9 protein-coding genes and 1 pseudogene are annotated in these 13,164 nt (G+C 73.2%); 3 read left to right on the plus strand and 7 right to left on the minus strand.

All coding sequences use genetic code 11. The annotated features are described in order from the left end of the window. The 3 genes and pseudogenes from LPA42_RS02035 to LPA42_RS02045 form a co-directional block, all read right to left on the minus strand. Nucleotides 1-1,039 (minus strand): annotated as a pseudogene (locus tag LPA42_RS02035) (hypothetical protein); the annotation flags it as partial. 320 nt (nt 1,040-1,359) lie between these two features. Next, nucleotides 1,360-2,895 carry a hypothetical protein gene (locus LPA42_RS02040; protein ID WP_077939212.1) on the minus strand — a complete coding sequence of 512 codons (1,536 nt, stop codon included), beginning with the start codon at nt 2,893-2,895 and terminating at the stop codon, nt 1,360-1,362. Between the two features lie 272 nt (nt 2,896-3,167). Further along, a complete protein-coding gene (locus tag LPA42_RS02045) occupies nt 3,168-4,649 on the minus strand; it encodes an aminopeptidase P family protein (protein ID WP_077939213.1) in 1,482 nt (493 codons plus the stop codon). 112 nt (nt 4,650-4,761) lie between these two features. On the opposite strand from LPA42_RS02045, the gene asnB reads away from it, so the two are divergent. After that, nucleotides 4,762-6,723, plus strand: coding sequence for an asparagine synthase (glutamine-hydrolyzing) (gene asnB / locus LPA42_RS02050; protein ID WP_077939220.1), 1,962 nt, complete (start codon nt 4,762-4,764; stop codon nt 6,721-6,723). Nucleotides 6,724-6,812: 89 nt separating this feature from the next. On the opposite strand, the gene LPA42_RS02055 is transcribed toward asnB, so the two are convergent. Next, nucleotides 6,813-7,928, minus strand: coding sequence for a lytic polysaccharide monooxygenase (locus LPA42_RS02055; RefSeq protein ID WP_077939214.1), 1,116 nt, complete (start codon nt 7,926-7,928; stop codon nt 6,813-6,815). A 361-nt stretch (nt 7,929-8,289) separates the two neighbouring features. On the opposite strand from LPA42_RS02055, the gene LPA42_RS02060 reads away from it, so the two are divergent. Continuing rightward, a complete protein-coding gene (locus LPA42_RS02060) occupies nt 8,290-9,225 on the plus strand; it encodes a carbohydrate kinase (RefSeq protein WP_077939215.1) in 936 nt (311 codons plus the stop codon). A 36-nt stretch (nt 9,226-9,261) separates the two neighbouring features. Here the strand turns inward: LPA42_RS02060 and LPA42_RS02065 are convergent, their stop codons facing one another. Both LPA42_RS02065 and LPA42_RS02070 read right to left on the minus strand, forming a co-directional pair. Continuing rightward, nucleotides 9,262-10,092, minus strand: a complete 831-nt coding sequence (locus LPA42_RS02065; RefSeq protein ID WP_077939216.1) for an MBL fold metallo-hydrolase — start codon at nt 10,090-10,092, stop codon at nt 9,262-9,264. Then, nucleotides 10,089-10,514 (minus strand): thioesterase family protein, encoded by a 426-nt coding sequence (locus tag LPA42_RS02070; RefSeq protein WP_077939217.1) that lies wholly within the window; start codon nt 10,512-10,514, stop codon nt 10,089-10,091. Before LPA42_RS02070 ends, LPA42_RS02065 begins: the two co-directional genes overlap by 4 nt. 165 nt (nt 10,515-10,679) lie before the next feature. On the opposite strand from LPA42_RS02070, the gene LPA42_RS02075 reads away from it, so the two are divergent. After that, complete coding sequence (locus LPA42_RS02075; RefSeq protein WP_228986275.1) at nt 10,680-11,726, plus strand: phosphatase PAP2 family protein; 1,047 nt, start codon at nt 10,680-10,682, stop codon at nt 11,724-11,726. Nucleotides 11,727-11,762: 36 nt separating this feature from the next. Here LPA42_RS02075 and LPA42_RS02080 read toward each other — a convergent pair whose 3' ends face one another. Further along, entirely contained in the window at nt 11,763-13,076 is a 1,314-nt protein-coding gene (locus LPA42_RS02080) for a PH domain-containing protein (RefSeq protein ID WP_077939219.1), read from the minus strand. Nucleotides 13,077-13,164 lie beyond the last annotated feature (88 nt).

Below are 13,164 nucleotides of genomic sequence, written 5' to 3' on the forward strand. Positions count from 1 at the left end.
TGTGGCGCAGGTTGAGTTGGCTGTTGAGTACGCCGATGCCGCCGCCGGTGATGCCGGTGGTGTTGTCGGTGACCTCGGTGTCCTTGAGGTCGACGATGCCGCCTTCGGTGGCGATGCCACCGCCCGCCCCGATGGACCGGTTGCCGGTGACGGCGGTCTTGGTGATGGTGACCGTGCCGGCGAGGTTGTTGATGGCGCCGCCGGCCGCGCCGGCGTTGTTGCCGGCGAGCCGGGACTCGTGGATCTTGAGTAGGCCGGTGTTGCTGATGCCGCCGCCGGCCAGGATGGCCGTGTTGTTGGTGACGGTGGTCTGGTCGAGGGTGGTGGTGCCGTCGTTCTCGATGGCACCGCCCGCGGCCAGGGCGTCGTTGTTGACGAGCTTCGACTTGGTGATGTCGGCGGCGCCGCCGCGCTGGACCCAGATGGCTCCGCCGGCGAGGCCGTTGCCGCCGGTGAGCGTGAGGTCGGCCAGGCGCAGGTGGCCGCCGGAGGCGACCTGGAAGAAGCGGAACGGGGTGGCGTTGGCGGCGCGGACGAGGGTGGAACCCTCGCCCTTGATGGTGATGTTCTGGGTGATCGGCGGCAGTCCGTTGCCGCCGAGGCCGCTGTTCACGGTGAGGGTGTAGGTGCAGCCCCGGGCCAGCTTCAGGGTGCCGCCGTCGTCGGCGTTGGCCCGGATGATCGCCGCGATCAACCGGTCCGGGTCACACGGCACCTCCTGCACCCGACCCCACTCGTCCGACCGGGACTCCTCGCCCCGGTAGTCCTTCTTGCCGCGGTCCTCGCCGTCGGTGCCGCGCTGGCCGCGTTCGTCCTGCCCGTAGCCGCCGTCCTTGGCGACCTGCTCCGCAGTGGACCACTTCAGGTTCGTCAGCCGATCCATGCCGGCCGCGCCGGCGCTGCCGGCGACGCCGATCCCGGCGAGGCTGACCACGCCGGTCAGGCCGGCCACGCCGGAGGCGAGCCACACCTTCCGGCGGCGCGTCTTGAAGGTGGTCCGCTGGGCGGTGTCGTCGTTCTTCCGAAGGTAGTTGGACATCGGAGTTCTCTGCCCTCTCCTCGTATCAGACAAGGGCGCACCGCCACGGCGAGGCGCCCTTCGCTACAAATCGGTTGTAGCCCGTGAACAACACCGTATGAGAGTCTTCTTCGCGAGGCGCTCGTATCAGAAGAAAGCCCACATTCGGGGCGGGTGGCTTCCGGCGGGGGATGGTCGGGCCGCTTCGCCGCACGGAGCGCAGCCGGGTCGAGTCGGGCCCGGGGTGGCATCGCCGGGCACGCGGGTGACGGGCCCGCCGGCCTCCGGACGTGTCGCGGCCCCTCCCGCTGACCGCGGGAGGGGCCCGACCGTTATGTGTCTCAGCCGAAGCAGTTGGTGACGGTGCCGGTGCAGTTGTTGGGTCGGTTGGCGGCGATGACGGTGGTGGGGTCGACGGTGGTGATGGTGACGTTGGTGTTGATGCCGCCGCCGCCGTTGGGGGCGAGGGCGGTGTTGTTGATGATCTTGGCGTTGGTCAGGGTGACGGTGCCGTTGATGTTGCGGATGCCGCCGCCGAGGGTGGCCTTGTTCTTGACGATTTCGCTGTTGCGGACGGTGAGGCTGGCGGTGCCGCCGAGGGCCGGGGTGAGGTCGACGTTGAGGATGCCGCCTCCGCCGAGGCCGTCGGTGAAGTTTTCGGTGATCTTGCTGTCGTCGATGGTGACGGTGCTGGACAGCAGGAGGCCCGAGGTGTTGGCGATGCCGCCGCCTCCGCCGACGGAGGCGTTGCGGGCGACGGTGCTGTGGCGCAGGTTGAGTTGGCTGTTGAGTACGCCGATGCCGCCGCCGGTGATGCCGGTGGTGTTGTCGGTGACCTCGGTGTCCTTGAGGTCGACGATGCCGCCTTCGGTGGCGATGCCACCGCCCGCGCCGACGGACCGGTTGCCCGTGATCGCGGTCTTCTGGACCACGACGGTGCCGGTGAAGTTGTTGACCGCACCGCCGGCCGCGCCGGCGACGTTGCCGGCGATCTTCGACTCGTTGACCTTGAGCAGGCCGGTGTTGTTGACGGCGCCGCCGGCCAGGATCGCCGTGTTGTCGCTGAGGGTGCTGTGGTCCAGGACGGTGGTGCCCTCGTTCTCGATGGCACCGCCCGCGGCCAGGGCGTCGTTGTTCACGAGCCGGGACTTGGCGATCTCGGCGCTGCCGCCGCGCTCCACCAGGATGGCCCCGCCGGTGAGGCCGTTGCCGCCGGTCAGGGTCAGGTCGCTCAGGCGCAGGTGGCCGCCGGAGACGACGTCGAAGAAGCGGAAGGGGGTGGCGTTGGCGGCGCGGACGAGGGTGGAGCCCTCGCCCTTGATGGTGATGTTCTGGGTGATCGGCGGCAGTCCGTTGCCGCCGAGGCCGCTGTTGACGGTGAGGGTGTAGGTGCAGCCCCGGGCCAGCTTCAGGGTGCCGCCGTCGTCGGCGTTGGCCCGGATGATCGCCGCGATCAACCGGTCCGGGTCACACGGCACCTCCTGCACCCGGCCCCAGTCCTCGGCCTTGCGGTCCTCGCCCTTGCCCTCGGGCCGGCCGCCCCCGGCGGACCAGTCGTCCTGCCCGGACCACTCGTCCTGCTCGCCGGGGTCCTGACCGCCGTGTCGTTCGGCGTCCTCGTCGGCGTTCCTGCCGTCGTCCTGCGCCCCGCCGGCGTCGCTGACGTTCTGCCGGGCCGTCGCGGAGTGCTGGTCGGACAGCCGCTGTGCATCGTCGGACGGGTCGTCGCGGGCGGCCAACCCGCCGAGCGCCGCCAGGCCGACGACGCCGGTGAGGCCGGCCACGCCGGTGGCGACCCAGAGCGCCCGCCGCCTCTTCGCCGGTGCCGGCGGGACGGTGTGCACCCCGCCGTCGGGAATCGTTTCGTCGTGGGACATCAGAGCCTTCCGCCCTTTCCTGCTACCAGACGGGGCCGCACCGCCCGAGGAGGCGCGACCAGCTACAAATCGGTTGCAGCGTTCTGATGCCCACCGTATGAGAAGTTTCCTCGCGAGGGGGTCATATCCGAGTAAAGCCCGCATTGGCCCCGAAAGGGGCATCAAGCATGCCGAACGGGCGGACTGCCATACGGCGACGGGCCCCGCCGGGGGCGCGGCGACGGTCGAACCGTCACCCGCCCCCGACGGGGCCCGTCAGTGGTCGAAACAGGTCAGCCGGGCAGGCGGAAACCCACCTCGCGCTGCTCGGCGAGCCAGCTCTCCACCTCGTCGGCCCGGCGCGGCAGCCCCGCCGACAGGTTGACCGCGCCGGTCGCCGTGACCAGCACGTCGTCCTCGATCCGGATGCCGATGCCGCGCAGCTCCTCCGGGACCAGGTCGTCCTCGGGCTGGAAGTAGAGCCCCGGCTCCACGGTGAGCACGTAGCCCTCGCCGAGCGCGCCGTCGCGGTACGCCTCCTTGCGGGCGTTCGAGCAGTCGTGCACGTCGATGCCGAGCATGTGCCCGAAGCCGTGCAGCGTCCAGCGGCGGTAGACCGTCGACTTCTCGTCCATCGCCTCGTCCACGCTCACCGGCAGCAGGCCCAGGTCGTGCAGCCCCTCCGCGAGCACCCGCATGCAGGTCAGATGGACGTCCTTGAACTTCACTCCCGGCTTGATGAAGTCGATGCCGGCCTGCTGCGAGGCGTACACGATGTCGTAGACCTGGCGTTGCAGCGGAGTGAACCGGCCGCCGACCGGCAGCACCCGGGTGACATCGGCGGTGTAGAGGTTGCGGTTCTCCACGCCCATGTCCATCAGCAGCAGCTCGCCCGGCCGGGTGGTGCCGTGGTTGTGCACCCAGTGCAGGATCGTGGCGTGCTCGCCGGCCCCGACGATCGAGCCGTAGCCGACGTCGTTGCCGTCGTGCCGGGCGCGCAGCGCGAAGACGCCCTCCAGCAGCCGCTCCGAGACGCCCCGGTCGGCCGGCAGCACCCGGGCCACGTCCTCGAAGCCGCGCACGGTGGCGTCGATCGCGTCCTGGAGCTGGGCGATCTCCCACTCGTCCTTGACCAGCTTCAGCTCGGAGATCGCGATGGCCAGCTCCCGGTCGCGGGCCGGCTGGCCCTCCTCCCGGGGCCCGTCGTACGGGCGCACGGCCGCGTCGACGCGGGCGTCGAAGCCGCGCAGCACCCGCGTGCGCCCCGGGGCCAGGTCGGCCAGCGCCGCGTCCAGCCCGGCCAGGTCGGCCGTGGGCAGGCCCAGCTCCGTCGACTTCTCCGCGAGGGTGTGCCGCCGGCCCACCCACAGCTCGCCGTGCCGGCTGCGGAAGAACTCGTCGTTGTCCCGCGAGGAGCGGGGCCGCATGTAGAGCACGGGGTCGTGCCCCGAGCCGTTCGGGCGCAGCACGAGCACGCTGTCCGGGTCGTGGTCGCCGGTCAGGTACGCGAAGTCGCTGCCCGGCCGGAACCGGTACTCGGTGTCGTTGGCGCGCGTCTTCTCCCCGCCCGTGGGGATCACCAGCGTCTCGCCCGGGAACGCCGCGGAGAGCGCGGCCCGCCGCTTGGCGTGGTTGGGCACCTCCACCCGGGGGCCGACCGGCAGGGTCGTGTCCCGCCAGCCCTGGCGCATGAACGACAGGAACGCCTCCGGGAAATCCGGGTCGTGCGACTCCGTGCCGTCCGCCGGCTGGCCGTCCGTCCGGTCCTCGCTCATGCTCCGCTCCCTCCGCCTCGTCGCTGGTCCAGACGGTACCCCGGCGCAGGCGCGGGCGGAGACCCTGCGGTGCCCGCGACGGCCGCCCGCGTCGCGTGGAAAGATGACCACCATGTGCGGACTTCTGGCCTTCTTCAGCGCTAACGGCAACGCCGCCGCCCACCGCGAACACATCGCGGGGGCGTTGGAATGCCTGCACCACCGCGGACCGGACGAGACCGGGGTCGAGGTGGTCGGCGACGCGAGCGGCCAGTACGCCGACGGGGTCTTCGCGCACAAGCGCCTGGCGATCATCGACGTGGCGTCCAGCCACGAGCCGCTGCCGTACGCGGGCGGGCGCTACCTGCTGACCTTCAACGGCGAGATCTACAACTACATCGAGCTGCGCGACGAGCTGGTGCGCAACTTCGGCGCGCAGTTCGCCACCGCCGGCGACGGCGAGGTGATCGTCGCCGGCTACCACTACTGGGGCGAGCAGGTGCTCACCCGGCTGCGCGGCATGTTCGCCTTCGTCATCTGGGACCGGCAGGAGCGCCGCGCGTTCGGCGCGCGCGACAACTTCGGCATCAAGCCGCTGCACTACCTGGAGACCGCCGACGGGCTCTACCTCGCCTCGGAGAAGAAGGCACTGCTGCCGTTCGCCCAGTCGGCGTACGCCGGGGACGCCGGCATCGACACGGCCAACCTCAGCCACTACCTGACCCTGCAGTACGTCCCGGAGCCCGGCACCCTGCACCAGGGGATCAGCCGCATCGGGTCGGGGGAATACCTCACCTGGACCCCGGGCGGCCGGATCGACGTGCGCCGGTGGTACCGCCCGGTGTTCCGGCCCACCCCGGTCGCCGACGAACAGCGGCTCTACCACCACATCCGGGAGACGCTGCGGGAGAGCGTCCGGATGCACATGCGCTCGGACGTGCCGGTCGGCTCGTTCCTGTCCAGCGGCATCGACTCCACCGCCGTGGTGGCCCTGGCCCGCGAGTTCAACCCGCACATCCTCACCTTCACCGTCGGCTACGACGTCCCCGGCTACTCGGAGATCGACGTCGCCCAGGACTCGGCCCGGCACCTCGACGTGACCACGATCCCGACCAAGATCGGGCCGCAGGACATGATCGACGCGCTGCCGAAGATCGTCTGGCACCTCGACGACCCGGTGGCCGACCCGGCGCTCGTGCCGCTGTACTTCGTGGCGAAGAAGGCCGCCGAGCACGTCACCGTGGTCCTCTCCGGCGAGGGCGCCGACGAGTTCTTCGGCGGCTACACCATCTACCGGGAGCCGCTGTCCCTCGGCGCGGTCAACGGCCTGCCCGGCGGGGTGCAGAAGGGGCTGCGCGCGGTCTCCAAGGCCATCCCGCAGGGCGTCAAGGGCAAGAGCTTCCTGGAGCGCGGCACCACCCCGATCGAGCAGCGCTACTACGGCAACGCCCGGATGTTCACCGAGGAGGAGAAGCAGCACCTGCTGCGCCGCTACGACCCCTCGGTGCGCTACACCGACGTCACCGCCCCGATCTACGCCGAGTGCACCGAGCTCGACGACGTCACCAAGATGCAGTACGTCGACCTCTACACCTGGCTGCGCGGCGACATCCTGGTCAAGGCCGACCGGATCTCGATGGCGCACTCGCTGGAGGTCCGGGTGCCGTTCCTCGACAAGGAGGTGTTCGACGTGGCGGCCACCATCCCGGTGGACCTGAAGCTCCCGCCGCGCTCCGACGCCACCAAGTACGCCATGCGCCAGGCGCTGCAGGGCGTCGTGCCGCCGGCCATCGTCAACCGCAGGAAGCTGGGCTTCCCCACCCCGACGCGGGTGTGGCTGCGCGGCGAGATGTACGAGTGGGCCCGCTGGGTGCTGTCCAACTCCGGTGCGGGCGAGCTGATCGACCTGTCGTACGCGATGCGGCTCCTAGAGGAGCACAAGCGGGAGGAGGCCGACCACTCCCGCAAGGTGTGGACGGTGCTGATCTTCTGCATCTGGCACGCGATCTTCGTGGCCAAGACGCTCGACCCGGGCATCCAGCGCAACCAGTCGGCGCTGCTGACGAAGCCGGTCGTCGGCTCCATGGTCCGCTAGGGCCGGGCAGCGCAGACCGGGAAAGGGCCCCCGCCGTCGGCGGGGGCCCTTTCGTGCACCGCGCGCCGGCTCCGCCGACGCGCGTCAGATCACGCGCGGGTGCAGCTCACCGTCGGCAGCGAGCTTGTGCCGCTGGCGACGAAGCCGAAGGCGGTGGTCCCCTCCGGCGCGACCGTCCCGTTGTAGGGGCTGTTGGTGACCGTCACCGTCGACCCGGACGTGGTGTACGTGCCGTTCCACAGGCTGTTGATGGTCTGGCCGGTCGACCAGGTCAGGGTCGCCTTCCAGCCGGTGAACGGCGTCGAGCCGTGGTTCATGATGGCCACCTCGCCCTGGAACCCGCCGGACCAGGAGCTGACCACCTTGTAGGTCGCCATGCAGTCACCGCCGGCCGGCGGCGGCGTCGTCGACCCGGGCGTGGTCGGGTTCGGCCCCGGCGTGGTCGGGGTCGGCCCGGGGGTGGTCGGGGTCGGCGCCGGGGTGGTCGGGTTCGGGGTGCCGCCGATGCCGGTCACCTGGCCGTTGCCGCCGTCGAAGGTGACGTCCGAGCAGCCGAAGAAGTTCTCCTGGCTGTCCGAGCGGACCCAGCGCGAGTAGATGATGTGCCGGCCGCTCTTGCCCGACGGCATGTTGCCGCTGAAGTAGTAGTGCCCCTCGTTGGTGCCCACCGGGCCGTTCTGCGGCGGGTTGGTCACCGTGAGGAAGGGCTGCTCCTCCAGGTCGCTCCAGGCCAGGGCCCGGGTCGGGCTCCAGCTGTCCTTCGTCACGTAGAAGTAGAAGGTGCCCGGGTGGTGGGCCCAGTTGCTGTACTTGAAGTCGAACCGGGCGCCGGCGGTCAGGTGGGTCAGCGGCCAGTCGGTGCGGGGCGCGTCGTAGCCGCTGAAGCCGGGGTTGCCGCCGCTGCACAGCTTGCCGTCGGGGATGAAGCCGACGGTGCGACCGCCGGCGTCCGAGCGCAGCACGCTGAACCAGTTGTACAGCGAGTTGGCCCCGTTCTCGGCGACCGCGGCCGAGCAGGCCGGGTTGATCGGCTTGATCTCACCCGTGGGGGTGAGGCCGTCCTTCCAGCACAGGTAGGTCCGGGCACCGGGGGTCATCGATGCGCCGTGGGCGGCGGCCGGGTCGGGGCTGGCCACGATGGTGGCGGCACCCGCGGCGAGGGTGGCGGCCGCGATGAGCAGCGCGGCCGTGCGGGAACGGGTCACGGGGTTCTCCTGACTCGCGGAACGACCGCACCGGCCGTTCCGCTGCGACGAGCGGATGTCACGATCGCGGTGCCGCGCCCCTGCCCGTGGGCCGACGGCGCGCGTCACCGACGGTCCGCCTCGGCGGACCGGTGTGCCCCTCGCGCTGGCTCTCTCCCGATGCCGGCGGACGCGACAGCCCCTCGCATCGACCGGCAGCGTCATCTCACCACGCCGATGCCGACCGCCGCAATAGTTGACTGTCGATGATATCGGGGTGTCGCCCGGGCCGTGGCCCCGTCAGGTGGGGGTTCGGTGCCGGCGTCGTCGCCAGGTAGGACAGGATCGGGGGTACGGCAGCGGAGGCGACGGAAGGGCCACGATGGGATACGCGGTGGTGCTCGGCGAGGCACTGATCGACCTGCTCGACGCGGAGTGCGACGGGCAGCCCGTCTTCCGCCAGGCGATCGGCGGCGGCCCGCTCAACGTCGCCGTCGGGGTGGCCCGGCTCGGCGGGTCGGTGCAGTTCGTCGGCTCGCTCGGCGACGACGCGCTCGCCGACCGGATCCGCGCCTTCCTGACCGACGCGGGCGTCGGGCTGGCCGGGGCGGTCACCGTGCCCGCGGCGACCGCCCTGGCGGTGGCCACCCACACCGGCGCCGAACCGGACTTCCGCTTCTACGGCGAACCGCCGTCCTACGGGCTGCTCACCGCCGACGCCCTGGACGCGGACCTGGTCGGGGGCGCCGACGTGCTCTACTGCGGCTCGATCGTGCTGCTGTCGCCGACCGTCCTGGCCGCCGCGCGCCGGGCCTGGTCCCTCGCGGGCGGGCTGCGCGTGTTCGACCCGAACGTCCGACCCCGGCTGCTCGACGGCCCCGCCGCGCTGGCCGATCTGCGCCAGACGGTCGCGGAGTTCGCCGCCTCCGCCCACCTGGTCAAGCTCAGCGCCGCCGACGCGGAGCTGCTCTATCCCGGGGAGCCGGTCGAGGGGGTCGCGGCGTACCTGCGGGAGCTGGGGGCGGCCACCGTCGTGGTCACCCTCGGCGCGGAGGGCGCGGTCGTCGCCGCCGCCAACGCCGATCCGGTACGCGTGCCCGCGCCGAAGGTGCGCGCGGTGGACGCCACGGGTGCGGGCGACTCGGTGATGGGGGCGCTCGTCGCCGAGCTGCTGGTCGACGGGGAGCCCACCGATCCCGCCGACTGGCACCGCCGGGTCGCCTTCGCGCTGCGGGTGGCCGGCCTGGTCTGCGAGTCGCCGGGCGGCGCGGTCGCCATGCCCACCCGCCCCGAGGTCCTGACCCGCTTCCCCGCCTGACCCGGCGCGGGGCGGCCCGTGCCGGCGGGCGGAACGTCAGCCGGTGCCGTCCAGTTCGGCGTAGCCGCGGCGGGCGGCGGTGAGGGCGGCGCGGGCACCGAAGGGCGCCTCGGCGGCCACCCGCTCCGGTGGGGCCCCGCCGGTGTGGCCGGCCCGGATCAGCCAGGACAGCTCGGCCAGCTGCCCGTGCTGGACCCGGACGAACTCCGCGTCGACCAGGTCGCCGTGCCCCGGCACGACCACCGTGCCCGGGGTGGTGAGCCGGAGCACCTCGGCGAGCGCGTCCGGCCACTGCAACGGGTACGACTCCTCGAACGCCGGCGGACCGCTCTGCTCCACCAGGTCCCCGGCGACCAGCACGTCCGCGTCCGGCACGTGCACCACCAGGTCGGCGTCGGTGTGCCCGTGGCCCGGGTGGCGCAGCACCACCCGCCGGCCGCCCACGTCCAGCACCGTCTCCCCGCGTACGACGTGGGTCGGGGCCAGCAGCCGGGTGGTGGCCAGCTCGGCGGCCAGCTCCGGCCGGGCGGCGCGCATCTCCTCGTACGCGGCCCGGCGCACCTCGTCGGGGCGGTCCCGCAGCGCCACGGCGGCGACCTCGTGCGCGTAGACGGGGGCGGCCGGGTCACCGGCGACGACGGCGTTGCCGAAGCAGTGGTCGAAGTGGTGGTGGGTGTTCACCACCGTCCACGGGTGCGGGGTGACCGCGCGGGCGGCGGCGACCAGTTCGGCGGCCTGCCCGGCGGTGGAGAGCGTGTCCACCACCAGCGCCGCGCCGTCGCCGACGACCAGCGTGACGTTGACGTCGAGCAGCGGCTCGCGCAGCACGTACACCCGGTCGGCGACCTCGACGAACCGCAGCGTCACGGCGTGCCCGCCCCGGCCGGCGCGCCGGTGGCCCGCGCGGCGAAACGCCGCCGGTCGACCAGCACCCGCTCCACCCGTCCCCGCGCCACGCTCTGGCCGGCGTCGTCGGTGACCGTCACCTCGAAGCCCAGCCGCCGCCCGTCGACGTCGGTGAGCCGGGCCTGCGCGACCACCGTCCGCCCGACCGGCGTGGGGGCGAGGTGGTCCAGCTCGACCCGGGTCCCGACCGTCGTGCCGTCGGGCGGCAGCGCCCCGGCGGTCGCCGCCACCGTGGCCGCCTCGGCCAGCGCGACCACCCGGGGGGTGCCGAGCACCGCGACGTCGCCGGAGCCGACGGCCAGCGCCGTGTCGGCGTCGGTCACGGTCAGCTCGACGCGGGCGGCCCGGCCCGGCGCGAGGGAATGCTCCGACTGCTCCTGCATGGGCACAGCCTAGGTGGTCGACGTCCGCCGTTCCGGCCGCCGCCGCGCATCCGGCGAGGCCGCCGCCACGAACCGAGGGGGCCGCCGTCGCGCATTCGGCGAGGCCGTCGTCGACCGGCGAGGCCGCCGTCGGCGGGGAGGGCGCCGCCGCTAACCTGGACGGCGATGGCCGTCGTGACTGACCCCCAGCCCCCCGCCCCCACCGGACCACCGGAGCCCTCCGACGGCGGTCGTCGCCGTGTGGTCGCCATGGCGGCCTGGGCGGTCGCCTTCGTGGCCGGTTGGTTCGTCATCGGCCTGCCCACCGACCCGGCCTACGCGTTCCTGTGGATCTGGGCGGCCACCATCGCCTGGAACTCCCGCCGCCCGTGGCGCAGCCACCTGCGCTTCGCCCGCGACTGGGTGCCCGTGGTGCTGCTGCTCGCCGTCTACAACCTGTCCCGGGGGTTCGCCGACAACGGGGCCACCCCGCACGCGATGGAGCTGATCGTCGCCGACCGGTTCATGTTCGGCTGGGCCACCGGCGGCCAGGTGCCGACCGTCTGGTTGCAGGAGCACCTCTACCGCCCCGAGGTGCGCTGGTGGGACGTGGCGGCGAGCTGGGTGTACTTCTCGCACTTCGTGGTGGCGCTCGCCGCCGCCGCCGTGCTCTGGCTGCGCGACCGGCACCGCTGGGCGGCGTTCATGCGCCGCTGGGGGTTCCTGTGCGCGTCGGGGCTGGTCACCTACTTCCTCTACCCGGCGGCCCCGCCCTGGTGGGCGGCGCAGAACGGCCTGCTCACCGAGGTGGCCCGGATCTCCACCCGGGGCTGGAAGGCATTCGGCATGCACGGCGCCGGCAACCTGCTCAACGCCGGGCAGATCGCGTCCAACCCGGTGGCCGCGATGCCGTCGCTGCACACCGCGTTCGCCCTGTTCGTGGTGGTGTTCTTCCTCCGTTCGGTCCGCCGCCGCTGGTGGCCGCTGCTGCTGGCGTACCCGCTGGCGATGACGTTCACCCTGGTCTACTCCGGCGAGCACTACGTCATTGACGTGCTGGTCGGCTGGGCGTACGTGGGGCTGACCTTCCTGGTCGTCGGCCTGGGCGAGCGCTGGTGGGCGGCGCGCCGGGCCCGCCGTACCCCCGGCTCGGAGCCGGCCGACGGCGGGCCGCGCGGCGCGGAGCCGGCCGACCCGGTCGCCGGACCGCCGGCGGTGCCGGCGACCCGCTGAGCCGCGCCCCCGCATCCGACCCGGCCGCGTTGCGGCTCAGCGGGCGCGGTGGGCGGCGTGTGCCCGGGCCGTCAGCTCCGCCGCCAGCCACCACGCCTCGTCGAGGTCGCGGTCGAGGGCGGCGGCGCCCGCGCCGCCCGCCGTGTCCGCGTGCACGGTGGCCAGCCGCAACCGCCGCTGCGCCGGGCCCTGGGTCACCCGCACGCTCTGGATCCGGGCGTACGGCACGACGGTGAGCTGCCGGGTGAGCAGGCCGGACCGGGCGGCGAAGACCCGCTCGTCGAGCCCGGCACCGACCGCGCGCCAGCCCAGCGGGCGCAGCCACCGGGCCCGGGCCGGCGGGAGGCCGGTCGCCAGCCCGCTCAGCCGCACCCCTGGCAGCACCTCGGCGACGATCCGCTCGCCGGTCTTCTGGTCGCCCACCGGCAGCAGCCGGTCCGGCCGGTTCCGGTCGTCGGCCTCGCCGCCGGAGTAGCCGGCGACCTCCAGGCGCAGCCGCAGCCAGCCCTTGGCCCGCCAGAGCAGCGGCCAGGTCACCCCGACGGTCTGCACCCGGTTCAGCGGCACCGTCTGCGCCCGGGTCTCCAACAGCCCGTTGCGGACCCGCAGGGTGCCCTCGTCGCGGGCCAGCCGGAAGTTCCAGTCGTCGAGCACCCGGCGGATCGGTTGCAGCAGCACGCCGGCCATCGCGGTGATCGTGCTCGCCACCGCGATGAACGACCACGAGCCCTCGGAGAGGAACTGCGCCACGACGAAGGCCACGCCGAAGGGGAGCAGGAACGCCTGCGGGGTGAGCAGCTGGCTGACCAGCAGGTCCCGGTTCGCCACGGCGTGCAGGGCCCGCCCGGGCGGCACGGGCGCGACCGTCGGCCCGGCCGAGGCGGACGGCTGCGGCGCGGCCGTCTCCGGGTGCGGCGCGGGGCCGGCGAGCGCGAGCAGCCGCTGTCGCAGGGCGGCGGCCTCGGCCACCCCCAGGTACGCCAGCGGCGCCTCGGTCTTGCCGCCGCCGACCACCTCCAGCCGCAGCTCGGCCAGGCCGGTGAGCTGGGCGAGCAGCGGGCGGACCACCTCGACTGCCTGGAGGCGCTCCAGCGGGATGGCCCGGGTGCGCCGCCACAGCAGCCCCTCGTACACGCGCAGCTCCCGGCCGACCACGTGGTAGCCGGTGTTGTACCAGCTCACCACCGCGAGCACCGTCGCGCCGAGGGCGAGCACGGTCGCCATCGCCGCGAACCAGCCGAAGCCGACCCGCGACAGCGTCGACCAGGACAGGCCCGCGACGACCACGACCAGCGACTTGGCCCCGTGCAGGGCCGGGCTCAACGGGTGCAGCCGCCGCCGGGGTTCCACGCCGCCGACCGGGCCGTCGTGCGGTGCGGGTGGCGCGTGGTCGTCCTGGGGTGCCGGCGGCGCGTCGGTGGCCGGGCGGGGCAGCTCG

The sequence above is a fragment of the Micromonospora sp. DH13 genome (assembly GCF_020873825.1).
In the GTDB taxonomy this organism is placed as follows: Bacteria; Actinomycetota; Actinomycetes; order Mycobacteriales; family Micromonosporaceae; genus Micromonospora; species Micromonospora haikouensis.

What these genes read in the sequence shown, in the direction of transcription:
- LPA42_RS02075 (WP_228986275.1), top strand. Translation starts at nt 10,680, where the DNA reads ATGGCCGTCGTGACTGACCCCCAGCCCCCCGCCCCCACCGGACCACCG.
- LPA42_RS02045 (WP_077939213.1), bottom strand. Translation starts at nt 4,649, where the DNA reads ATGAGCGAGGACCGGACGGACGGCCAGCCGGCGGACGGCACGGAGTCG.
- LPA42_RS02070 (WP_077939217.1), bottom strand. Translation starts at nt 10,514, where the DNA reads ATGCAGGAGCAGTCGGAGCATTCCCTCGCGCCGGGCCGGGCCGCCCGC.
- LPA42_RS02060 (WP_077939215.1), top strand. Translation starts at nt 8,290, where the DNA reads ATGGGATACGCGGTGGTGCTCGGCGAGGCACTGATCGACCTGCTCGAC.
- LPA42_RS02040 (WP_077939212.1), bottom strand. Translation starts at nt 2,895, where the DNA reads ATGTCCCACGACGAAACGATTCCCGACGGCGGGGTGCACACCGTCCCG.
- asnB (WP_077939220.1), top strand. Translation starts at nt 4,762, where the DNA reads ATGTGCGGACTTCTGGCCTTCTTCAGCGCTAACGGCAACGCCGCCGCC.